Annotated in this window: 22 protein-coding genes; 11 read left to right on the top strand and 11 right to left on the bottom strand. The window is 43.2% G+C overall.

The features are described from left to right. Window positions 1-6 precede the first annotated feature (6 nt). Both FAM09_RS27750 and FAM09_RS27745 read left to right on the top strand, forming a co-directional pair. Window positions 7-756, top strand: a complete 750-nt coding sequence (locus FAM09_RS27750) for an XRE family transcriptional regulator (protein ID WP_136580428.1) — start codon at window positions 7-9, stop codon at window positions 754-756. A gap of 629 nt (window positions 757-1,385) precedes the next feature. After that, a complete protein-coding gene (locus FAM09_RS27745) occupies window positions 1,386-3,890 on the top strand; it encodes a DUF5916 domain-containing protein (protein WP_136580427.1) in 2,505 nt (834 codons plus the stop codon). Between the two features lie 100 nt (window positions 3,891-3,990). On the opposite strand, the gene FAM09_RS27740 is transcribed toward FAM09_RS27745, so the two are convergent. The 3 genes from FAM09_RS27740 to FAM09_RS27730 all read right to left on the bottom strand — a co-directional run bounded on the left by FAM09_RS27740 (window position 3,991) and on the right by FAM09_RS27730 (window position 6,364). Beyond that, on the bottom strand, window positions 3,991-4,914 hold the full coding sequence (locus FAM09_RS27740; protein WP_136580426.1) for a histone deacetylase family protein: 924 nt from the start codon (window positions 4,912-4,914) through the stop codon (window positions 3,991-3,993). Then, window positions 4,911-5,567, bottom strand: coding sequence for a ligase-associated DNA damage response endonuclease PdeM (pdeM, locus tag FAM09_RS27735; RefSeq protein ID WP_136580425.1), 657 nt, complete (start codon window positions 5,565-5,567; stop codon window positions 4,911-4,913). The genes FAM09_RS27740 and pdeM overlap by 4 nt, the downstream gene beginning before the upstream one ends. A gap of 137 nt (window positions 5,568-5,704) precedes the next feature. Next, window positions 5,705-6,364: a response regulator transcription factor gene (locus FAM09_RS27730; RefSeq protein WP_081149760.1), complete on the bottom strand. Its 660-nt coding sequence runs from the start codon at window positions 6,362-6,364 to the stop codon at window positions 5,705-5,707. A 917-nt stretch (window positions 6,365-7,281) separates the two neighbouring features. On the opposite strand from FAM09_RS27730, the gene FAM09_RS27725 reads away from it, so the two are divergent. The 5 genes from FAM09_RS27725 to FAM09_RS27705 all read left to right on the top strand — a co-directional run bounded on the left by FAM09_RS27725 (window position 7,282) and on the right by FAM09_RS27705 (window position 10,907). Continuing rightward, on the top strand, window positions 7,282-7,662 hold the full coding sequence (locus tag FAM09_RS27725) for a hypothetical protein (protein ID WP_136580424.1): 381 nt from the start codon (window positions 7,282-7,284) through the stop codon (window positions 7,660-7,662). Between the two features lie 133 nt (window positions 7,663-7,795). Next, window positions 7,796-8,425, top strand: a complete 630-nt coding sequence (locus tag FAM09_RS27720; RefSeq protein WP_136580423.1) for a hypothetical protein — start codon at window positions 7,796-7,798, stop codon at window positions 8,423-8,425. A 20-nt stretch (window positions 8,426-8,445) separates the two neighbouring features. Next, complete coding sequence (locus FAM09_RS27715) at window positions 8,446-9,297, top strand: sensor histidine kinase (protein ID WP_136580422.1); 852 nt, start codon at window positions 8,446-8,448, stop codon at window positions 9,295-9,297. Between the two features lie 146 nt (window positions 9,298-9,443). Next, a complete protein-coding gene (locus FAM09_RS27710) occupies window positions 9,444-10,100 on the top strand; it encodes a response regulator transcription factor (RefSeq protein ID WP_081167365.1) in 657 nt (218 codons plus the stop codon). A gap of 147 nt (window positions 10,101-10,247) precedes the next feature. Continuing rightward, window positions 10,248-10,907, top strand: coding sequence for a hypothetical protein (locus tag FAM09_RS27705; RefSeq protein WP_136580421.1), 660 nt, complete (start codon window positions 10,248-10,250; stop codon window positions 10,905-10,907). A 47-nt stretch (window positions 10,908-10,954) separates the two neighbouring features. Here the strand turns inward: FAM09_RS27705 and FAM09_RS27700 are convergent, their stop codons facing one another. The 8 genes from FAM09_RS27700 to FAM09_RS27665 form a co-directional block, all read right to left on the bottom strand. Continuing rightward, a complete protein-coding gene (locus FAM09_RS27700; RefSeq protein ID WP_136580420.1) occupies window positions 10,955-11,614 on the bottom strand; it encodes a 3-oxoacid CoA-transferase subunit B in 660 nt (219 codons plus the stop codon). 171 nt (window positions 11,615-11,785) lie between these two features. Then, window positions 11,786-12,487, bottom strand: a complete 702-nt coding sequence (locus FAM09_RS27695; protein WP_136580419.1) for a CoA transferase subunit A — start codon at window positions 12,485-12,487, stop codon at window positions 11,786-11,788. 156 nt (window positions 12,488-12,643) lie between these two features. After that, window positions 12,644-13,165, bottom strand: a complete 522-nt coding sequence (locus FAM09_RS27690) for a DUF4296 domain-containing protein (protein ID WP_136580418.1) — start codon at window positions 13,163-13,165, stop codon at window positions 12,644-12,646. Beyond that, window positions 13,162-14,085 (bottom strand): type IX secretion system protein PorD, encoded by a 924-nt coding sequence (porD, locus tag FAM09_RS27685; protein ID WP_136580417.1) that lies wholly within the window; start codon window positions 14,083-14,085, stop codon window positions 13,162-13,164. The genes FAM09_RS27690 and porD overlap by 4 nt, the downstream gene beginning before the upstream one ends. Further along, window positions 14,078-15,295: a bifunctional phosphopantothenoylcysteine decarboxylase/phosphopantothenate--cysteine ligase CoaBC gene (gene coaBC / locus FAM09_RS27680; protein ID WP_136580416.1), complete on the bottom strand. Its 1,218-nt coding sequence runs from the start codon at window positions 15,293-15,295 to the stop codon at window positions 14,078-14,080. The genes porD and coaBC overlap by 8 nt, the downstream gene beginning before the upstream one ends. Before the next feature lie 170 nt (window positions 15,296-15,465). Beyond that, entirely contained in the window at window positions 15,466-15,807 is a 342-nt protein-coding gene (locus FAM09_RS27675) for a DNA-directed RNA polymerase subunit omega (protein ID WP_081167337.1), read from the bottom strand. Then, the gene (locus FAM09_RS27670) at window positions 15,782-16,597 is read right to left on the bottom strand and encodes an outer membrane protein assembly factor BamD (RefSeq protein WP_136580415.1); all 816 of its coding nucleotides are present in this window, start codon (window positions 16,595-16,597) and stop codon (window positions 15,782-15,784) included. Before FAM09_RS27670 ends, FAM09_RS27675 begins: the two co-directional genes overlap by 26 nt. Before the next feature lie 152 nt (window positions 16,598-16,749). Then, window positions 16,750-18,402 (bottom strand): OmpA family protein, encoded by a 1,653-nt coding sequence (locus FAM09_RS27665; protein ID WP_136580414.1) that lies wholly within the window; start codon window positions 18,400-18,402, stop codon window positions 16,750-16,752. A 204-nt stretch (window positions 18,403-18,606) separates the two neighbouring features. Between FAM09_RS27665 and FAM09_RS27660 the strand changes: the two genes are divergently transcribed. The 4 genes from FAM09_RS27660 to FAM09_RS27645 all read left to right on the top strand — a co-directional run bounded on the left by FAM09_RS27660 (window position 18,607) and on the right by FAM09_RS27645 (window position 24,114). Then, window positions 18,607-19,569, top strand: a complete 963-nt coding sequence (locus tag FAM09_RS27660) for a polyprenyl synthetase family protein (RefSeq protein WP_136580413.1) — start codon at window positions 18,607-18,609, stop codon at window positions 19,567-19,569. Window positions 19,570-19,755: 186 nt separating this feature from the next. After that, window positions 19,756-21,498: a single-stranded-DNA-specific exonuclease RecJ gene (gene recJ, locus FAM09_RS27655; protein ID WP_136580412.1), complete on the top strand. Its 1,743-nt coding sequence runs from the start codon at window positions 19,756-19,758 to the stop codon at window positions 21,496-21,498. Between the two features lie 240 nt (window positions 21,499-21,738). Beyond that, entirely contained in the window at window positions 21,739-22,626 is an 888-nt protein-coding gene (locus FAM09_RS27650) for a helix-turn-helix domain-containing protein (RefSeq protein WP_136580411.1), read from the top strand. A gap of 309 nt (window positions 22,627-22,935) precedes the next feature. Continuing rightward, on the top strand, window positions 22,936-24,114 hold the full coding sequence (locus tag FAM09_RS27645; RefSeq protein WP_136580410.1) for an efflux RND transporter periplasmic adaptor subunit: 1,179 nt from the start codon (window positions 22,936-22,938) through the stop codon (window positions 24,112-24,114). Window positions 24,115-24,165 lie beyond the last annotated feature (51 nt).

Raw genomic sequence — 24,165 nt, 5'->3', positions numbered from 1 at the left:
TAGTCTATGTCTACAGCCGGTAAAAACCTGAAATATTTACGCAAGCTGCGTGGGTGGACACAGGAAGAATTTGCCACCAAATTACAGATCAAACGTTCACTGCTGGGCGCTTATGAAGAAGAGCGGGCAGAACCCCGTATAGATGTACTTGAACTGGTTGGTGAGCTATTTAAGTTGACGCTGGATGAATTGCTGTTGAAAGATCTGTCAGAATCAAAAGGTAATTACCTGGCCAAGCGACGTGCACAAAAACTGGCTGCCGGCACCAATGAAATACAGTTTGTACCGGTTAAAGCCGCTGCCGGTTATTTAGCTGGCTATGCCGATCCTGAGTTTATTGATGAATTGAATACCTTCACCCTGCCCATGCTGGCGCCCGGCCAGTACCGCGCTTTTGAAATTGTGGGCGATTCCATGCTGCCGACTCCCAGCGGATCGATCATTGTGGGCGAAAAGGTAGATGACATCAACGATGTTAAAAACAGTTTCACCTATATAGTTGTATCGCGCAACGAAGGCATTGTATATAAAAGGGTAATGAAGAATAACCGCTCAAAGAACAAATATACCCTTGTGAGCGATAACCCTACTTATCAACCTTACCAGGTAAATGGCGAAGACATACTGGAAATATGGAAAGCCACAATGATCCTTGGAAAGGCCAACGCACAACCTCACTGGAATGTAAATCAACTAGCCAATGTGGTTAATACATTACAGGAACAGGTAAGCTATTTGAAGAAGAAGATAAACTGATTGACTGTTTACAGGTTGACAGGTGAACAAGTTCATAAGTTGATCCGGATATAATTTTAACCGGTAACCAGGCTTCGGCTTACGGGCCTGCAACCTGGCGTTCAACCGTATTCAGTACACCATACCTGGAATCGGATACCTAATCACCCAAACTAAAAGCTAAGAACTAAGAACAAAAAACTGCGAACCCAGAACTAGGAATTTAATAACTCAAGAACTAATGAACTAACAACTCCGAACTAAGAACTATTAACTGAGAACTACGAACTGAGAACTGAGAACTTAAGAACTAACTCCCAGGCAGCTATTTCGTTATTCTAATTGTCATGAACTTCTTATATTGAGCGATATTTGAAGGGCTGTCTATGCGCGATCAGACATTCCCACCGGTAATTTGTAATACTTTCCTTTCCTAGTTCAAGGTTAGCTGGGGATAATGCTAACCCGTCTGCGCCAATAAATACTTTGTACATCAAGGAGATGGGATAATAATTCCACCGGGCGGCGGATATACGGCGTTGTAATACGCCGGGGAATGACCAATGCAGGTTTTCGAAAAACGGTATTATTTTATATGACTCTTTTTCAAAATGTAAATTCGGCTATTTTTGCCACCCTTAAAATGACCTATGCTTAAAGGCCTGGTTGTTATATTACTGCTATTGGCTTATGCCGGGCTGTTACAGGCTCAGCCTAAGATCTCCCAGGCTATAAAGGTGGTTCATGCCCCAAGGGTAGATGGCTCATTGGATGACTCCGCCTGGCAACAGGCTCCTGTTGCTTATGATTTTATTACCAATACGCCGGTGTATGGCAACCCTGCTGCGGTAAGAACAACCGTACGGGTAGTGTACGATAACAACTCCATTTATATAGGCGCGTACCTGTACGACGACCCTGCTGAAATACGTCGCCAGTTCACTACCCGCGATAATGTGCAACGGGCGAACGTAGATTATTTTTCTGTTTTTCTAGATACTTATAAAGACCGGCAGAATGCCTTCCAGTTCCTGGTTACAGCCCGCAATGTGCAAACAGACGCCCGGGTGAGCCCCAATTTTACGGGGGCCGAAGGCACCTATGGCGATGTAAGCTGGGATGCTGTTTGGGATAGTAAAGTGGGCTTTTGTGCCGATGGCTGGATCGTTGAAATGCGCATACCGCTTTTCTCCATTCGCTTTTCACGCAAATCAGATTCCGATTGGGGCATCCAGTTTATGCGCTTCAGCCGCCGGTTCAATGAAACTTCATTTTGGAACCCGGTGAACCCGGCCGTAAGCGGCTTTGCCAATCAGTTTGGAGATATATCCGGGTTCAACAACCTGGTGCCCCCATTGCGCCTTAGCTTTTCGCCATATGTGAGCGGCGGCTATCGGCAAACACCACATCTCAACAGCACGCAGGAATATGAAACGCTGAAAAGCGGAGGCATGGATGTAAAATACGGTATCAATGAAAGTTTTACGCTCGATGCTACGCTTATTCCCGACTTCGGCCAGGTGATCTCAGATAATGTGGTCAATAACCTTAGTCCGTTCGAGATCAGGTTCCGCGAAAACCGGCCTTTTTTTACTGAAGGAACAGAGCTGTTCAATAAAGCCGGCATCTTCTATTCGCGCCGGATTGGTAAAACGCCCGACAAATATGATTCCCTGCAAGAACAGGTACGTAACGGTGAATTGGACGGTTATCAGTTATTGAAAAATCCATCCGTAACCCGGTTATATAACGCAGTGAAGTTCAGCGGGCGAACGGGCAACAACCTGGGGATCGGCGTTTTTAATGCAGTAACAGAAAATGTAAAGGCGAAATTGCGCAACAAGGGCACCGGCAAAGATTCTATCGTGATCACGGAACCGCTTTCCAATTACAATATTATCGTGCTCGATCAGGCTCTAAGGAACCGCTCATACATTACATTTACCAATACCAATGTGCTGCGCAACGGACTCGAACGCGATGCCAATGTAACCGCGCTTGATGTTGCCCTGTACGATAAAGCCAACCAGTATGGGCTGGTAATAAAACCGCGCTACAGTGTGGTATATGACGCGCCGGGCCGGTATGAAGGCTTTGCCAATTATTTAGAAGCAGGAAAAGTAAGCGGCAACCTGCAATATTCATTCATCAATGAATTGAAATCGGCTCAATACGATCCCAACGATTTGGGGTTTCAGTTATCACCTAACCTCTTTTCAAATACCGGTTCAGTTAGTTATAACATCTACCAGGCATCACGCTCCTTTTTAAACCAGAGTTATAAAATGGCAGTAAAGCAGGATTACCTGTTTAAACCTTTCTCTTATCAAAAAACCACATTCGAAGCCTCCGCTTCCTGGTTACTAAAAAACTTCTGGAGCCTGGCACTCATGGCTGATGTGGCGCCCCGGTGGTATAACGATTTCTTTGAAATGCAAACGCCCTCAAGCTTATTTCAAACACCACGGCAACCATTAAAACGCTCGCCATATTATAATTTGTCTGTAGAGGGAAACACCGATAACCGCAAACCTTTAATTGTAAGCTGGCTAATCGGCGGCGCCGAAGGCCCCTTGCCCAATGATCCTTATTATTTTCTTCAATTAGCAGTCCGTTACCGGTTCAGCGACCGGCTTATGCTTGAAATGAGCTATAGACGCCAATATGATAATGGCCAGTACGGGTATGCTTTTATCCGCGACCCCATAACCACAGCGCCGATCCTGGCCCGCCGTAAATATGCCGATGTTACCTCTGTTATCAGCGGCGTGTACAATTTTACATCGCGCATGAACCTGACGTTCAGGGCCCGCCATTACTGGAACCGCCTGCAGAATACCAACCTGTTTAATATTCATGAGGATGGGTACTGGACAGAAAGGACCGACCTGATCCCAGGCGAATACAACATTAATTACAATGCCTTTAACCTTGATGTATTCTATACCTGGGATTTTCGGTTAGGCAGCCGCTTAATACTGGGTTGGAAGAACTGGCTGGGTAAAGATTACGAATATTATATCAATGGCAGTTCGCATAATAATTATGTCAACAATACCCGGCAATTATTCCGCTCCCCACATGGCAATGAGTTTACCATCCGGTTTATTTATTTCCTCAATTACCAGCAACTAGGAATAATAAGTAAAAAATGAGGATTGAAGAATTAGAAAGGAAAGTAGTAATACAAAGGCAACGAGGCATAAAAGGAAGTTTGAGCTTTGAATAAAAGAACCACAAACTATAAACCATAAACTACAAACTATAAATATCTTTCGCCACCCTGAACGTATTACAATGCGCTTCTACAATGGTTTTGATATTGGGCGAATAACCGCCCCCCATAGCAACTACGCACGGAATACCATGTAGTTTCAATTGTGAAAAAACCAATTCATCGCGTTGCCTGCATCCTTCCATGCTTATTTTCAGCTTACCGAATTTATCGGTCGACAAAATATCTACCCCCGATAAATAAAAAACAAAATCAGGCTCCAACTGATCCAGCAGGGTGTGCAGCGTGTTTTGCAACAGGCTTAAATACAGACCATCTTCTGTGCCATCGTTCAGTGCTATATCCAAGTCGCTCTTTTCTTTGTGAAATGGATAATTGTGGGCACCATGCATACTGAAAGTAAACACCCGGGGTTCATGCTCAAATAAACTGGCCGTACCATTTCCCTGGTGCACATCCAGGTCAACGATCAATATTTTTTGCGCCAGCTCTTTTTTAAGCAGATAATTAGCAGCTACGGCAAAATCATTCAACAAGCAAAAGCCTTCTCCCCTATTGGCAAATGCATGGTGAGTGCCACCAGCTACATTCAGCGATACGCCATGCGCAAATGCATGATAACAGCAATCGATGGTACCCTGAGCGATCACAAATTCACGCCGGGTAAGTTGGGGCGATTGTGGAAAACCAATATGCCGTTGTTCACGGGCCGATAACGTTTGCTGATGCAGTTTTTGAACATATTCGGGTGAGTGTGTCCATAGTACTATTTCATCAGCACAAGGCGCAGGCGCAAACAGGTTATTACTGGATATGGTACCTTCATACAGCAATTGTTCGGGAATCAATTCATATTTAAGCATGGGAAAGCGATGCCCTTCCGGCAGCGGGTGCGCATAAATAGGATCGAACGCAATTTTTAAAGCAGGGGGTGTGGGGCTCATTGCAGTTGTACAATCTGATCGTTTACGATAGCAAATACATTTTCCTCATATTCCGGCCGCACCAGGGCAATACCGGTGAACCGGCTGAATGCCGGCAGCACGCAAAACGCTTTTGCAAAGTAAAAACAGGGAAAACTAAGCGATTGTTTGGCCGCCCCCTTTATTCGAACACCAGGATGAATATGACCTGAAAAAAAATACGCGTTGTTATGGGGAACCGCTTCATCCAGGTCGTGCCGGAACCGGAAACAACCGAGTTGTAGTTCTTCCTCTGTTACAAGAATGTTACATTGCCGGTACCAGCTTTCGTGCAGAATATCATGGTTGCCTTTTATCAGGTGAACAGGCAGATCAGGAAAATCGTGCCGCCACCGTTTAAACAACTCCAGTTCCTTGTTCTGGTGGCTATGAAACAGGTCGCCTACCACGATCAACAGCCGGGGTTGAAAATATTGCAGGAGGTGCACCAGCCGATGCAGGTCTTCTTTATACACGGCCTGCGGTACGGCAATACCCGATTTGCGAAAATGTCCGGTCTTGCCAAAATGCAGGTCCGATACAATGAGCGCTTTTTCCTCTTCCCAAAAAACACATCTGTGAGCCGACAACCAAAGTTGCTGCTTCAATAATTTATATGAAACCGGCGCCTGCATGCTGAGATAAAATTAAAAATTCACTGCAAGGTATTTAAAAACAACAATCGTTTGAGATGTAAAAAGCCAGGGGGAGGATAAGGCTGGTAAATGCCTCTTTCAGGTGGGTAGGTTTGTAAGGATGGTCCCGGTTGTTCTTAATCGATCAGCTTATTACGCATACCATACATGATAAGCCCGGCAATGGTTTTCGCTCCTACTTTCGATTTCATATTCTGGCGAATGGTTTCAATAGTGCGGGGGCTCAGGAACACTTCTTTCGAAATTTCCTCGGTGGTTTTATCTGCGGCCAGCAGCTTAAGTATGCGAATTTCTTTTTCGGAGAATTTTACGGGATTGGGATAGAACTGCCTGACCTGCTTTTTGGTTTGCAATTTCGACAGTACCGCTTTATTAACAAGGTCATTAAAGTAAAAGTCATCATTCATGCAGGTGAGTATAGCCTGATAGATCTCCTCAGGATCAGAGGTTTTGGTGAGATAAGCATTGGCGCCCATTTCCATCATTTTGGTAATCATCTCCTGTTCGTCGTACATGGTAAGTACTACGATCTTTACATCACTATATTCTTTACGCAGAATACCAATAGCATTCACCCCATCAACTTCGGGCATGCGAATATCCATCAGTAAAACATCCGGTTTCTTGATCTGCATTTTATGCATGAGATCTTTACCATCTTCGGCTTCCCAAAGAATCTTCAGGTACTCTTTTCCTTTCAGAGCCATCTTAATGCCGTCGCGAAAAATCTTATGATCGTCGGCAAGTGCTACTTTGATAACCAGTTCAGTGCTCATAATGGGTAAGGTTGGCTTATTAATGGGTTATAAGTTGTTCCGTTTCAGGTACAATACGCCCGTCGTTACCGTTTCACCCCTGACTAGTATAATAACACCATAAGGGGCCCTAACCTTCAGGCAATATCGTATAAAAAAACGATTCCACTCACTCTGTAAACGTTAGTTTACCAGGATCAATCGAAATAGTACCAGTTTTCACACGAAGCTTTTACGTAATTACCGGTAATTCCCGAACATTTAAAAAAGAGCAATTCCGCTATTGCGAACAGACGGGTGGCCAACTATTTTTGTTTCAGAAGTTGATTGATAAGGACGACAACCTTAAAACATCCAATATTCTGATCACCGTCCTAAAAAATAATTTCCAACGATCTTATGAATGCCACCTGTCAAATCCAATATCAGTCAACTTCTTCTTTTGTTTTCGCCGCACTTCCTTCAAGCAATTACCTCATCCTAACAACAAGAAATCACACCCTTTCGAAAACACAGTTCAGTTGATCCCTGTTTTTCAGTAGTATTTGCAATCAGTTAAACCTGTAAATAAGAAAAGGAAAATTTTTTTATTGCAAGAGCTGCTACTATACTTGGCCCCGTTTTTAAAATCCTACACTACTTAAGTAAAATTCCTTCACTACTTAAGCATTTTCACTTATCCACATTTGTGAACAATTCCTTCATTGGAGAAGGTCATATGAACTTTTACTATAGTAAATATACGGTAAATAACTAGAAAAATTCCTTCATTTTTTATCGTAATATTTCTTAGAAAAATCCCCCGAAACGTAGACCCATAGAGCATTACACGCAAAATTACACCATTTATGGGTGTACGCAACCCGTTGTATATCTTTTTTTTTGGAGGTTTCTTACTCTTCGGAACCACTATTTACAACCTCTAAAAACTTACTACTATGATGCAAACTGAACTCCTCACTAAACGTAACATTGCTACGATTGGTGAAGAAATTACCCATGAATTAGGCGCACAAATGATCAGGGATTATGTGAAAGCCCATCCGGCCGACGTAAAATCCTACATCATCGGAAAAGAAATTATCAATCAAATTCTGGCTCAACCGGGCTGTGTTGGCATCCAGTTCTACAATGCCATTAACGAATCAGGCCAAAAAACCCTGGTTTATGTTGGTCTTGACGCAAACGGAACTCCTATGGTTTCTTACAAATCAGTTAACAATCAGGGATTTTTAGCAGAAGAAAAAGGCATTGTTGCTGATAAAGTACGTCCTGCAGATGATGGCGGATTTGAAACCTGGTGGGAGTTTTTCGAGTAACATATTGAGCCCCACAGTACTTTGTTCTTTTGATATTACTTTCTATATTTGATTAAATTCTTAATATTTGAAGGTAATATTTGATTACTTATCAATTTACTCAGATATAATACCTGCAATCATTTTTGTCTTTATGATCTCAAAACATAAAGACAAGGGATTGTGGGTATTGTTTTTTTTTAATTTCTATTCATTTCTTACCAACTTACTTATCATCAATGGCTGGAATAATTTTATAGGTTTAAATATCTATTTCCTTTATCGATTATTCACCATCCTGGGCTATTCATTGGTTGCCTTGTTTTTTTACAAAAACATCTCTTCCGTTTTAACCAAAAGATTAATTATCATCACTTATATTCTGTTATTCCTGTATGCTACTTATGATTATATAATATCGCCCCCCAAGTCTTTTGACTCAATACCATCATCAATAGAAGCCATCTTTATCATTATCAGTGCTATACTTTATCTTTTTGAGCAGATAAAAAAACCAAGGGTCCTTTTTATCTATACGCTGGATAAATTTTGGGTAGTTGCCAGTTTGTTGATTTATTATACAGGAACATTTTTTCTTTTCATTTCAGCAGAAGCCTATTTTGGAGATCCGGACTTTGGTAAAAATTATATATTAATCAATAACTCATTTTTATTATTAAAAAACATTGTTTTTTCGATAGGATTATTACTAAAAGACAGATCTGATAAGTTCTCACCAGGTACCTATACAGGATTTGAGAGTTATCTGGAAAAACATTTTTAACATTGCATGCCCTAACCGAAATGATAATCCTGCAAGTCAATAGCCCTGGTACGCCTGTTTCACTGGTACTGTTTTTTGGTACCATTGGCATGCTTGTCCTTACCATAGGCCTCATCGTCTTCATTATTTTTCACCAGCGAAAGGTGATTCGTTACCAGATGCAATTACAGCATATGGAGCAGGAGCAACAAAAAGTGCTGCTGAACGCTTCTATCCGCTTGCAGGAAGAAGAGCGGCAACGCATTGCGGCCGACTTACACGACGACGCCGGCCCGCTGCTGGCTACAGCGCGTTTATACCTGAACGAAAACCTGGTCAATCTCGATAAAACAACACAACTGCAAAGTATTTACAATGCCAAGCAGATCATCGATGATACCATTCAGCTTATACGCAACATTTCGCATAGCCTTATGCCCCCTACCCTGAAAAACTTCGGGTTGGAATCTGCCGTGAACGACCTATTTCAGAAGATCAGCGGCTCGGGCAGTATGAATGCCAGTTGCCGCTTTCATGATTACCGCGAACGCCTGCACGCAGATCAGGAATTGATCATTTTCAGGGTTATACAGGAACTGGTAAATAACATTCTGAAGCACAGTAACGCCAGTTTTATTCACCTTACGCAAAACCTGAGTGGTAATAAATTGTATATTCGCCTCCATCATGACGGCCGTGGTATTACGCAGGCCGATTTCGATAAACTGAATAAAAGTAGTGTGAATGTGGGATTGGGATTGAAAAACATCCAAAGCAGGCTGAAGTTGCTGCACGGACGCATTTATTTTGAAAAAGATATTTCGCAAACGTACTATAAGGTTACTATCGAAATTCCAAGACTGGAGGAAGAACCGGTAGCACCACAGATATAGAATAATTGGTTCATATTTTGATAAGGGCTACGAACATAAATAGCGGGGCCAACTAAGTGTTTACACTGATGCATAGATGCAATACCCCCTGAATGCCTAAACACTGAAGAATTTTAGTAATTTAGTTTTGCCAATATCATAAACAGATGGGACCTATAAAAGTGGCTATTGCTGATGACCACAAAATATTCCGAAAAGGAGTAATATTGTCGTTAAGGCCTTATACAAATATTAAATTCGTACTCGAAGCAGAAAACGGTCAGGAACTGTTGGACAATTTACCAACTGCACCTGAACAACCCGATGTAATTTTGATGGACCTGCGAATGCCGTTAAAAGATGGCATTGAAACCACCAAAGTTATTGCCCGCCAATATCCTAATATTCATGTAATTGCTCTTACCATGTATGAAGACGAACGGTTTGTGAGCCACATGATGGAAATAGGCGCCAATGGATACCTGCTAAAAAGCGCCGACCCTTCAGAAATAAAGAAGGCGATCATGGAGGTGATGAGCAAGGGTTATTACCTGAACAACTTTGTAAACAGGATACTATTAAAAAAATCACACGCCCGGGTTAAAGTGGTACCAAGTTTAAACAACGAGATTACCCTGAGCGACCGAGAGCGTGATGTGATCAAATATATTTGCATGGAGTTTACCGCCCATGAAATTGCACAAAAATTAGAGGTAAGTCCGCGGACTGTTGAAGCGATCAAAGACAGGTTGATGGAACGCTTTGGCGCTAAAAACACGGCAGGCCTGGTTTTTTTTGCAGTTAAGAATAACCTGATTGATTAAACTCCCGGCAATCTTTGACAAATAACGGATCGTATGTATTATTTGTTTAACGTTTAATAGCCGGCATTATGTTGATACCCTTTTTTCCAGCGTCAAAAATAATAGAACTCCCTATGAAGAACCGGTTTGGCCCCGAACTGTTTGACCATGGTAGAAACCGGTGGAAGTATATTTATTGCCCTGCCGCTGGTGGTAATGCTATTATCATTACTACCCGTTTGCACTCTATTTGTTCGTAAAGTAGCTGTTTCTGCTATACTTAACGTCCTGAGAATTCTTTGCCTGTTTGTATTCCTTCAATACCTCACGCTTTATTTCATACAACCCGGTTCTCCCGCCCTTTATACCAGTTGCAAGCTGGTTGAATTTACCCTGGTTTTTTACCTGTTCAAATTAATGATCCCCTCCGGCCAGGGAAAAGATATTATGAATATGTTCCTGGTATCGTTTCTTTCGGTGGTTATTACAATATACTCGCTAAAAGGCATCATGGCCTTCCCGGGCATAATGACTGTTGTACAGGCTGCAATTCTTACCCTGCTTGCATTTGTAGTATTGTTCCAGGTGATCAGCAACCGGCACATTGTACTGATAAACGAGCCCGCCTTCTGGGTAGCGGGTGGCCTGCTGTGTTATTTTGGGATGGTGGTTTTTATGGAAGCAATTGCAGGCTACCAATCTGGCCTGTCGCAACAAATTCAACAACAAAAAAGTATTATTATAATGTTCGCCGATATAATGCGCATGATAATTTTTGTTGTAGCAGTTAGTGTTGCAGGGAAGCAACCAATAGACAATAGGCAATAGGCAATTTGTATTCGCTTGCAGCGGTATTCCATTTGCACATTTGCTAATTAAATCCGCATCTCCGGTATCTCCCCTTCTATTAACAACTTCCCTAATGTTTTACTGCGAATTTCCTCCACCGTTATGCCGGGTGCCCGTTCAATCAGTTTAAAACCGCCGCCGGGTAACACATCCAGCACAGCCAGGTCACTGACGATGCGCTTTACGCATTTCACACCGGTTAACGGCAATGTACAAGCGGGTAATACTTTCGATTCCCCTTTGGGATTGGTGTGCATCATGGCCACAATAATGTTTTTAGCGCTGGCCACCAGGTCCATGGCGCCCCCCATGCCTTTCACCATTTTACCGGGTATCTTCCAGTTGGCGATGTCACCGGTTTCCGATACTTCCATGGCGCCCAGCACAGTAAGATCAACCTTACCTGCGCGGATCATGCCAAAACTTTCTGCACTGTCGAAGAAAGCACCACCTGGTATCACGGTTACCGTTTCTTTACCGGCGTTAATAAGGTCCGCATCTATTTCATCTTCTACCGGGTAAGGCCCCATGCCCAGGATCCCATTCTCTGATTGCAGCATGATGGTCATGCCATCTGGAATGTAATTGGCCACCAGGGTTGGAATGCCAATGCCCAGGTTCACATACATGCCATCCCGTAATTCCTGCGCTATCCGTTTTGCGATACCGTATTTATCTAAAGCCATGAGTTGTTTGTGGTTTGTAGTTTGTGGTTTGTAGTTTTTGGTTTGTGGTTTTTGGTTTGTGGTTGTTCCCATTCGTGCTTTCCCTTCCTCATTTCTCATCCCTAATTTTTCATTCTTCATTTCTCATTCTCCATTTCCCTTCAACATACTACATTCGATAATCATTATTTTTTACTTCCCATTTATCTGTACCGTTCTTCTTTCAATGCGTTTTTCATAATTCGCACCTTGAAAAATCCGATGCACATATATGCCAGCCACGTGAATGTGCTCAGGGTCCAGTTCACCCGGTTCAACCAGATGCTCAACTTCTGCAATGGTAATAGTGCCTGCTTTGGCAATAGAGGTGGAGAAATTACGGGTAGTTTTACGAAAAACCAGGTTACCATAACGGTCGCCCTTCCAGGCTTTCACAATTGAATAATCGGCATACAGCGCGTGTTCCATCAGGTACATTTTATTATTGAACTCGCGTACTTCTTTACCGGTTGCTACTTCAGTACCATAGCCGGCAGGTGTGTAAAAAGCGGGGATGCCCATACCGGCCATTTGAATACGGGTGGCCAGTGTGCCCTGGGGAATGAGGTCAACTTCCAGTTCACCACTTAGCAACTGCCGTTCAAATTCAGCATTCTCCCCCACATAGGAACTCATCATTTTTTTTATCTGGCGGGTTTTCAGCAACAGGCCTAATCCAAAGTCATCTACCCCGGCATTATTGGAGATACAGGTGAGATTCTTAATGCCTTTGCGTACAAGAGCAGCAATACAATTTTCGGGTATGCCGCATAAACCAAATCCGCCCAACATAATGGTAATATTATCCTGCATGTCGGCGATGGCCTCGTCGGCATTGGCAACAACTTTTTGCATAGCAAGCAATTTATTTGATAAAAATAAGGAACTACCCTGCAACCAGCCAAAACGGTTACGCTGATTAAGAATTATTTTTTTACCAGGGGAGCATGCAAGTATATAATCAACCCTGTTGATAGCTGACTGCACTACTTTGCGTCAAAAAAAATCTAATTATTGTCTAAGCTTAAGCAAGGTATCACTTTTAAGCTTTCTGAGCGGTAACTTCTTTGAACGAATGTTGGGGTTGGGCACCGGCGGTAAAACCGGTTGTAATGGTTGGGGTTGAACCGTTTTTGCTGTATCAACCGGAGGCTGCTTCACCTGTGCGGTATCAAGCGGTTTCGCTTTGTACAATTCTTCCCGGCGCCGGTTGGCCTGTGTTGCCAGGGAGTCGAACATATCCCGGGCAATGTCGGGACGGCTCATGTAAAACTTATAACTCTTTACAAACTCGTCTTTTGTGACCTTGTGTATTTCAAATACCTGTGCGTATAATTTAAATGTTTCCGCCTTCAGATCCTGGGAAGAATCTTTTATAAAGGTTTCTCTGAACCGCTCGGCCTGTATCATATCCCACAACACTTTCTGCATTTTCTCCTTAGGCAATACACCTTTGGGGATTTTATCTTTATCTGTACAACTTACCAAACAAAACACGAAAGCGCTCAAACATACCAGTAATAGCCGGCTCATTTTAATTCCTGTTTATACGTATTGGAATTGGATATATCTATCTTCTGTAGTATTTCCCTTGCTTTTTGCTTGTCTTCGGGCGTACCTTTTTTAAATATCCGGATCAATTCGGAAGATTTACCCTGAAAAAAGAACGCAACGATCATAGTATTGGGAATATCGTTGTTCATGGTATTGATCAAACTCAGGGAATTAAGTATAGCGCTCCGGGCTTCCGTTTCATTCTCATACATATAATCCATACCGAGGCGGTAATAACTGTAAATAGCATCGTGCATCAGGTTATACCGGTTGTTGGTAAGGTTTTCTGTAAGCCAGTACCGGTTGCGCAATCCATCAAACGCTTTCCAACCCGTAATATCCCGGCCTTCCGGCGCATTGTTCACAATATTCATCGCTTTCTGAAACCAGGGATCGCCGCCACGCAAAGAGAAGGAATCGAAATCAAGACCTATTATAACATACACATAATAAGCGAGTATGGCCGGCAGGTTACCAACCATGGGATCTGAGCCCGACACGCGGTTCTCGTTAAATTCAATCGATTGAAATTCTATATACTTGAAGGTAACGGCCTCATCTATGAAATTGATCAGCGGGCATTCGTAATTGGTATTATACACCGGGCGGGCAGCCTGCACCATCAGTTTGGCTTTATACACATTGCCACCAGATGCTTCGGTTATGTTCAACATGAAATTACACACGATCTTTTCATTAGGCTGAAAAGTTTCCTTCGTCCATTTTCGGTTATTCAGGAAATTATTAAGCGCCGCCTGACAGGTTTGGAAGGCTTTCTTATCGGCTGGTGTACTTAATGCCTGGGTATTGATAGAAATGCGGGCTTTCAGCTCCTGGGCAAACAGGCTTGCCGGCGCCGCTACCATCAGGTAAAGTATCCATACAATCTTTCTACACATATAGCTTGTTTACGATTCTATCAACGATATCTTTAGCTACTTGTTGTTTGGGCTTGCGGTCGTACACGATCTCGTTACCGCCTTTCTCAAAAATAGTTACTTTATTGGTATCGTATCCAAAACCGGCCCCTTCGTCGTTCAGGGAATTCAACACAATGAGGTCGGCATTTTTGGAAGTAAGTTTATCTAACGCATACTGCCTTTCATTGGCCGTTTCCAACGCAAAACCCACCAGCAATTGTCCATTCTTCTTCAACTGACCCAGGCTTTTAAGAATATCCTTTGTTTTGGTAAGCTCAATGATCAGCGTACCGCTTGTTTTCTTGATCTTTTCAGGCGCTTTCTCAACCGGTGTATAGTCGGCCACGGCAGCGCTCATAACAGCAATATCGGTCGTTGGAAATTCAGCCATACAGGTATCGTACATCTGTTCGGCGGTTTGCACCTTATGAATATATATGCCTGGCAAAGAAGTTTTAACAGCGGAGGGGCCTAACACCAGGTGAACTTCCGCTCCCCGCCGGGCCAGCTCTTCGGCGATGGCCAGTCCCATTTTACCGGAGGAATGGTTCCCTATGAACCGCACCGGATCAATAGGCTCGTAAGTTGGGCCGGCGGTTACCAGGGCTTTTTTACCAGCCAGAGCCTGCCCCGATCCTTCGGGTTCCTTTGCACTGAAAATATTGTTTTCCAGGAAATCCATAATGGCTTCTGGTTCGGCCATACGGCCATCGCCATATAAGCCACTGGCCAGTTCGCCTTTATCAACAGGAATAATACGATTACCAAACGATTCCAGCCTTTGCAGGTTAAGCTGCGTAACCGGGTGATGCCACATATCTTCATCCATGGCCGGCGCCACTACCACCGGGCAGGTAGCCGACAGCCAGGTAGCTAATAACATATTGTCGCATAAGCCATTGGCCATTTTTGCCAGGGTATTGCAGCTTAAGGGGGCTACCACCATTACATCGGCCCAGCGGCCCAGCATAACATGGTTACTCCAGGATTCGTTGCTAACCAGTTCGGTTATAACTGCATTTTTCGACAACGTAGCCAGGGTAAGCGGCGGTGCAAACTCCCTGGCGGCCGGTGTCATAACCACTTTTACTTCAGCACCTGCTTTTACCAGCAGGCGCACCAGCAAAATAGCTTTGTAGGCAGCAATGCTTCCGGTTACGGCCAGCAATATTTTTTTATCCTGGAACATAATTGGTTAAAATTAGGTCTTTTACGTTAAACAAAACGGGGCGCCTCCCTCCCGGTTTATCAACAATAACATAAGTACAACAACCTGGCGAAGCCAGGTGATGTATGTATAAAAATAAAAAGCGACAGGGTATTAACTGTCGCTTTCCATACATTTTTTACTGTTCTATATTAACTAAACAGGTCATCTTCATTTTTACGATAATAGATTTTATCGTCGAGGAACTCCTGGGTAGCCAGTAACGCAGGGTTAGGCATACGCTCATACGCCCTTGAGATCTCGATCTGCTCTTTATTTTCATGGATCTCTTCCAGGCTGTCGGTATGGCTGGCGAATTCTTCCAGTTTATTATGCAATTCCTCTTTCAAAGAGATATTGATCTGGTTAGCCCTTTTGGCAATAATGGCAATAGACTCGTACACATTGCCGGTTTTGCCTTTAATGGCGTTCAAATCCTTTGTTTCGGCCACATTAGCAGTATTGGCGCTAATTTGTCTTCGTAATTTGCTCATTATTGTTGGCTTTAAGATTGTTTTTTGATAATGTCTGGTAGTTTTCCACTTCCTTTTTCAATGTACTTTCAGGAAAACGGTCTATAAAATCGTTGCACTCAGTAATTACCTGTTCAAAACGGGCGGTTTTCTTTTCTTCAATACTATTCATCGCGAATAGATAATAAGACTTGATAACCTGCAACTTATATGCATCACTTTTCTCCGAATCAGGAAAATCGCTCATCAGGCTGGTGTAAGCGATGGCGGCGGCGCGGTAATGCCCCATATTATAATATAAGGTAGCGCTGCCATATTCTTTTTCCTCCAGCTTTGCCCGGCATTTATCCATGATCTCGGAGGCCTCTTTATTCTTGGTAGAATTCGGATGCGTATTGATGAACGTTTGCATCAACCCGATCGTTTTTTGCGTATTTGTTTGATCGAGCTCGGGCTTGGGCGACTGCCGGTAATACGTATAAGCCCGCATAAATTCCATTTCCTCAGCTTTGGCGCTATTGGGGAATACCTCTACAAATTGCTTGAATAGATTTTCCGCCTGCAGCCAGTCGCGCAAATAGTAAGAACAATATGCATATTTATAAAAAAGATCTTCAAATTGAGGCTGCCCCTTCATCAATGGAAAAAGCTCTTCATACAACTGCTGGGCATAGTGGTACTTCTGGGCTACATAATACTTTTCTGCCATGCGCAATTTGTAATCATAGTCAGTGCTCTTCTGCACCTTTGAGAACTTGGAGCAGGAAGCTAAACTTAGGGCAACAATTGCAATTAATAAAGCTGAACGCATAAAAGTGGGCAAAGTTAAGGTTTTCCTGCAAATATGTATGGAAAGGTGCTGGTACCCAAAAACAGGTCGTTAAGATAAACATAAAAACCTTCCCCCGGCAAAACGGGGGAAGGTTATACTATTAGTTAAAGCAATTTAAGCTAAAGTACTTTTTATCTGCCACGACGCAGGTTCGGGTGCGGAGCAGGCACTGTAGTAGGACCTTCTTCACCAGTTCCATCGCGCAGGTCTACGGTGTTGCAATCGCCGCCCATTTCACCATACTTGAAGATGAAACGGTCTTGGTTAATGCCTTCTTTATCAACCATGTAGCTGATAACAGCATTCACGCGATCCCAACTTAACTGTTGCTCAGATTTGCTTGAAGAGCAGTAACCGATAACAGCTATTTTACAATTAGGATTATCTTTTATCTTCTGAGCAGCTGAAGCCAGTAATGCTTTGGCGTCGTTGCTTAAAGTGATAGATTTTGGTTTGAAAGTGATGCTTGGTAAATCACCGATACCGCAATCCTTTTTCAGGCCACCTTCTGCAATCAGCTTAGACAGAGAATCGCAGCAAGCAGGCGGAGGACATTTACCTACACCATCAGCATCAACAGGTTGACATTGTGTTGGTGTAACCAGTTCTTTGTCTTTGTAATCAGGAACACCATCACCGTCAGTATCGCGGCTAACACCATGACTGTCAACAGGGGCGCCGGCAGGTGTGTTAGGCTCTTGGTCGAATTGATCAGTGATTCCATCGCCATCAGCATCATCCAAAACTGGTTTGGGGAGCTTCATGTGACGTGGTTTGTTAACCTCGTTGTAAGCGTAATCCAACGGATTCAGCCACCATAAAGGTTCAACAGCTTTACCGCCGATAGCAACGTTAATACCTAATGACAGGAAGTTATAAGTATCGTAATCTCTTGATTGTGCAGTTGCAGTTTGGCTGTTTTCCTGCCATTGGTTACCGTCTAACAGGTCGGTTTTGGTAATAGTCAGTTTATCTTCGATAGCCAGGCTCAGCTTTTTGTTCAGCTTAAATTGAACACCGGCACCAACGTTTCCAATGAAGCGGAAAGGCTTATCAAACACTTTAGGCTGACCATTATCAGTTTCACCTTGTGTTTCATAGTCGCCATCCAGGATGTCTTTCAGATCTTTTCTGATGTCTTTCCTGTCTTTATATTGATATTGGGTAGGACCATATTGAGCTATAACGCTAGAGAAGTTATATGGCGTGCTGCCATCTAATGCGTCAACTTTAGTGTCATAGATCATACCGCCCAAACCGGCAAAAGCATACACATTGAAGCTGCTTTTTGCTTTATGAAAGCGAATGTTACTCAATGTTACTACACCCTGTAAGCTCAGATCATACACATTCGTTTTGTAGTTGTAAAACACCTGAGTTCCTGTAGCGTAGCCAGCAGAATTCCAGGCAGAGTTTTTTAACCAGTTTGAAGATGGTTGGAAGTTCAAACCTTTAGTGGTTCCAAAACCTACCTGACCTCTTAAAGAGAATACATAACCTAACGCTTTACGGGCGTGTAATGCAGCACCGATACCAGGGAAACGATTACGCACGTCACCTGAAATACCAAATGCACCTACCTGTAAGCCTATCTCCCATTGATTACGGGGTTTGGCGGGGTAAGCGTAATTGTTTGCCATGAATTCGGTGTGCTGGGGCAATCTTTTAGAAGGAACAACAGAAGAATCCATTACATCATACGTTCCGCCCAATTGTGCCTGGGAGGTAGCAGATGCTAAGACGAACAATAAGCTTAGAAAACTTACGTACTTTTTGCTTGCCATAACTAAATTTTATGTGAAGGATTAAGTAACCTGAACTCAGAATCTGTGCAAAAATATTAATTGACAGCTAACTACCAAATTTTTTTCCCCAACACAATGTGCATTATCTTGCTGTTTTTCACACAGTAAGATCATAACAGAGCAAATTAAATGCCTCTTACGTTATACATTATAAAATAGTAATTTGCCCTTCTTATATACCGCATGAAATTATCACTAGCAATATTACGAGAAGAATTACCCGAATTTGAAAAGCAATTTCATAATGCGGTAAAGAGCCAGGTACCGCTCCTGAACAGGATTATGCGGTTTATTGTTAACCGAAAAGGCAAGCAATTACGCCCCATGTTTGTGCTGCTTTCAGCCAAGTTGTGCGGGCCCGTTAACGATACCACCTACCGGGCAGCTTCCCTGGTAGAACTACTACATTCAGCCACCCTGGTGCACGACGATGTGGTGGATGAATCGTTGGAACGTAGGGGATTTTTCTCTACATATGCGCTGTGGAAGAGCAAGGTATCGGTTTTGGTAGGCGATTACCTGCTGGCCAAAGGCATGCTCCTTTCGCTTGACCATGACGATTACCGTATACTAAAGCTTTTGTCAAATGCCATTCGCCAAATGAGTGAAGGCGAGTTGCTGCAAATGGAAAAATCACGGTCACTCAACTTTGAAGAAGACACCTATTTCGAGATCATTAAAGGTAAAACAGCCTCCCTGCTGGCCTCTGCCTGTGCCTCCGGGGCCTGGTCTACCACCCACGACGAGGCCATTACTGAAAAGATGCGGGTCTTTGGAGAAAAAGTAGGTATGGCCTTCCAGATAAAAGACGACCTCTTCGATTACGGCAGTGAGGCCATTGGAAAACCTACTGGCAACGATATCCGGGAAAAAAAACTCACCCTGCCCCTTATATATACTTTGCAGCAAACAGATGCCGCCACCCGCCGTAAACTGATATACATTATCAAAAATCAAAATAAAATACCCGCAAAGGTTCAGGAAGTAATTAATATAGTAAAACAAAGCGGGGGCATTAGTTATACTGAGAAAAAAATGTTTAGCTTCAGGGATGAAGCGCTGGCCATTTTACACGAATTTGATAATATTGAAATACGTAACGGCCTCGAAGAACTGGTACGGTATACTACAGATAGAAAGTATTAGTAAAACACCAGGAACCAAAACCCAAGAACCAAACAATAGGCAATAAGCAATGGGCAATTAAGAAATTGAGGTTTTATATTGGTTTGAGATTTAATATTTGTATTTGGAACTTGAGACCTGTTATTTGAGATTTGGATTTTGGTATTTATTATTTGGATCTTGCGATTTGGCATTTGAGATTTTTTTATGCTACAAAAGAGATGGAACATACTAACCGCAGATGATGAAAAAGTGCAGCAATTGTATGCAGGCCTTAAAATACATCCTGTTCTTTGTAAAGTCCTCAGTCAACGTTATATAGACAATTTCGATAAAGCAAAGCAGTTTTTTCGCCCCCAGTTAACCGACCTGCACGATCCCTGGCTCATGAAGGATATGCTCAAGGCGGTAACCCGTATTCTTTCGGCATTTGAAGAGCAGGAAAAAATACTCGTATTCGGCGATTATGACGTAGATGGCACTACTGCCGTATCGTGCATGTTGCGCTTTCTGCAAAAGGTATATGAACCCGGTAAAGTCGATTTCTATATCCCCCACCGCTATCGCGAAGGGTATGGCGTATCGAAGAAAGGGATCGACTTTGCTATTGATAACGGGTTTACACTTATTATTTCGCTCGACTGCGGTATAAAATCAATTGACCTTATTCAATACGCCCGGGAAAAAGGCATCGACTTTATTGTATGCGACCACCATATGCCCGATGAGGTGTTACCTCCGGCCGTGGCTATTTTAAATCCCAAACAAAAAGATTGCGATTATCCCTTTAAAGAACTGTGCGGCTGCGGCGTTGGGTTCAAACTCATCACTGCCCTCGCCCAGGAACTTCAGCTCGACGAGTCTGCACCATTCGAATACCTCGACCTGGTAGCAACTGCCATCGCTGCAGATATTGTGCCCATGACGGGAGAGAACCGGATCCTGGCGTTTTATGGCTTGAAGAAAGCCAACGAAAACCCCAACTATGGTATCCTGGCTTTAAAGCAACTCAGCGGGGTTCAAAAAGAATTATATATAAACAGCCTGGTGTTTATGATCGCGCCGCGCGTTAATGCGGCAGGGCGAATGGACGATGCCCGCAAGGCCGTGCAGATGTTTATTGCCAATACTACCCAGGAAGCCCTGCAGTTTGCCGAAATGCTACATAGCGACAATACCGACCGCAAGGAAGCCGATAAAAATATTACGGAAGAAGCACTGGCAATCATCGAGAATAACGATCTGCTGCGGGCACGAAAATCCACCGTCGTGTTTCAATCACACTGGCATAAAGGAGTGGTTGGTATAGTGGCTTCCCGCCTCATTGATTATTACTATCGCCCTACCATTGTGCTTACGCAATCCGGTGAATATGTAGCTGGTTCTGCACGTAGTGTGGCAGGCTTTAATGTATACGAAGCCATTCATCAATGCAAGGACCTGTTGCTGGGTTATGGCGGCCATTTTTATGCGGCCGGTATGACGCTGGCGCTGGATAAGGTGGACGCTTTTTGCCAGCGGTTCGAAGAAGTGGTGGCCGCTACCATTACCCCCGAGCTGCTGACCCCGGAAATTATCATCGATGCAGAAGTGGAATTTAAAGACCTCAAGCAGGCATTTTACAACATCATTCACCAAATGGAACCTTTCGGGCCAGAGAACATGCGCCCATTATTTGTTGTAAAGAATGTTACCGATTCGGGCTACTCACGCATTGTAAAAGAACAACATATCAAATTTTCACTGCGTCAGGATAACATACTGTTCAATGGCATAGGGTTTGGGATGGCTAAAAAGTTCCATCTGCTTGAATCTAAGAAACCAGTTGACGTAGTATTTACCTTAGATGAGAATGAATGGAACAATGAAAAACACTTACAGTTGCGGGTTATAGATTTCCGGTTGGCGGAAGATAAAGAGACCTTGCAAAAACCAGCAATGGGATCATGACATACAGAAAAATATAATTAATGTCGCCAGGTTTATGAACATTCGTTTGGCTTAGTTTAGATAACCGCTTTTCAACCATTATCTGTAAGCATTCCGCTTTAACAATCCATCCCCTGAAAAGGTTTAACGTTGAAAATTTTATTGTACAATAATATGTACGGCGGTATGAGTTTGCCATTATTATAATATTTTTACTATCCACCTATAGGGGTGGTTTTCACCCGCTACCAATGTGATTGTATGAAAAATAACCAGGCACTGATTCCCGTATATGATATGGCAGCCTGCATTCCAGGCACCAATTTCATAATTAAAAGAACTGAAGGTAATTCCGTACCATCCTATATGGCCATTCCTCACCGGCATGCTGATTATAAGATCAGTTTTTTGCAGGAAGGAGAAGTAACGCATTATACCGACTTTGAAAAATATACCATCAAGGCGCCCGCATTATTAATGCTGGCCCCTGATCAGGTGCATCAGCAAACAGGCAACTCCTATTATAAAATGATGCACGTTTCTTTCAACAAAGAATTTCTGCTTACCGAAACTCAGGGTGTACTTGCCTGTTGGGAATGCATGTTCAGCCAGGTAGTGTTGCCGGTAATGAATACTGAACAACTGCAGGAAATATCAGTTTATCTTGAACTCATGTACCAGGAGTTCAAAGATGACAAACCGCAAAAAGGACTGATCCTGAAAAACCTGTTGAATGCATTCATCATTTGCGCAGGCCGCCTGGTAAACTGCAAAAATGAAACGGTAGTGCATAACGTAGTGAATATGGATTATTCACAAAACCGCATTGTACGCCAGTTCAAATCACTCATCGATGAAAACTTTGTAAACGCTACCCAGGTAACGCAATATGCCGATATGCTATATGTTACGCCTGGTCATTTAAATGATCTCATTAAAACGGTAACCGGTAAAACTGCCAAGCAGATCATTGATGAAAGAAGAATACTGGAAGCTAAACGACTATTGTTTTGGGGCGAGCATTCAGTAAAAGAAATAGCCGGACGACTTAATTTTGAAGACGATGCGTACTTTAACCGTTTCTTCAAAAAGCATACTGGCAATACTCCTGCCCTGTTCCAACGACAAATCCGTGAAAAGTACAATTAATCCCCCAATAAGGTAAATTAACGACGTCTCAATCGTCATTACTTTTACTGGATGATTTTTATGGGCAGGTTATATGATAAAAGTTTAGCATTACCCAACAGCATGGCAACAGCTACCTGTTAAAATATTGCATTCTACATTACCTATTATTCTCCGGAAACCTGGAATCGTTCACGTACCTGACGCCAACTGATCCTGGAACATTGCTACGCATCTGAACCTGCGGGAAACGCACTGCCCACGTTATTGCTTCAACGCAGTACGATAGCTTGTCTTTAACGATTTTTTTGTATGTCTATTAAACCATGTATGATGAAACCTTTTGATAACATTCAGTCAAATTTAAGCTGGGTAAAGTTATTAACCGCAATCAGTGTTGCAACAGTTTTGTATAGTTGCGGTAATACCTCAGCGCCCCCCGGAATGGCACAACAAGCCATGCAATTACCCGTAGTACCCGTAACCACCACATCAGCTACTACATTCAGAGAATATCCTGCATCGCTCGAAGGAAAAGTGAACGTAGAGATCAAACCGCAGGTGGAAGGCTATCTTGAAAAGATCTATGTAGATGAAGGCGCCTGGGTAAAAGCAGGTCAACCTCTTTTCAGGATCGATGCACGCCTTTATAACGAGGCGCTGAACACGGCAAAATCGAGCTTACTGGCCGCAAAGGCTAACGTGGCCAAAGCACAGGTAGATGTAGATCGCCTGGTACCATTAGTAGAAAACAAGGTGATCTCGGAAGTACAGCTCAAGACCGCCCGCGCTGTTTACGATGCAGCAGTAGCAGCAGAAGAACAGGCGAAAGCAGCTATAAGCAATGCACAGATCAATATTGGTTATACGTTAGTGAAAGCCCCGGCCAATGGGTACATCGGAAGGATACCGTTTAAAACAGGAAGCAGTGTCACCAAGAACGATGCACTTACATTACTGAGCGACATTCATGAAATGTATGCCTACTTCTCACTGAGCGAGCCAGACTTCATCGCTTTCAAGAACCAGTTTGCCGGTAACTCAATTGAAGAAAAAGTAAAACAGGTTCCACCCGTTGAACTGGCATTAGCCGATAATAGCATTTACACCGTAAAAGGAAAGATCAGCACCATCGAAGGACAATTCGATAAAACAACCGGAGCTATCGGCTTCCGTGCTACTTTCCCTAACCCGGGTGGCATACTTCGTACCGGCAATACAGGAAAGATTCGTATTCCGCAACAGTATAACGATGCGCTCATAGTGCCAATGGAAGCTACTTTCGACGTACAGGACAAAGTGTTCGTATTTGTTTTGGGCGACAGTAATAAAGTAGCCAGCAGACCGATCACCGTTGTAGGCAAAACCACTAACTATTACTTTGTAAAAGATGGTGTGAAGGCCGGTGATAAGATCGTTTTCTCAGGGGTAGGCAACCTGCAGGATGGGATGGCGATTGTGCCGCAACCAATATCTGCAGACAGTTTGCTGAAATCAAAACCTTTATAATCGAAGTTGGAAGTCGGAGATCGGAAGTCAGAAGTTACCCTACTCTGACTA

The sequence above is a fragment of the Niastella caeni genome (assembly GCF_004834005.1).
In the GTDB taxonomy this organism is placed as follows: domain Bacteria; phylum Bacteroidota; class Bacteroidia; order Chitinophagales; family Chitinophagaceae; genus Niastella; species Niastella caeni.
Note: the sequence above shows the minus strand (reverse complement) of the source record. Positions and strands in the feature narration are given on the sequence as shown.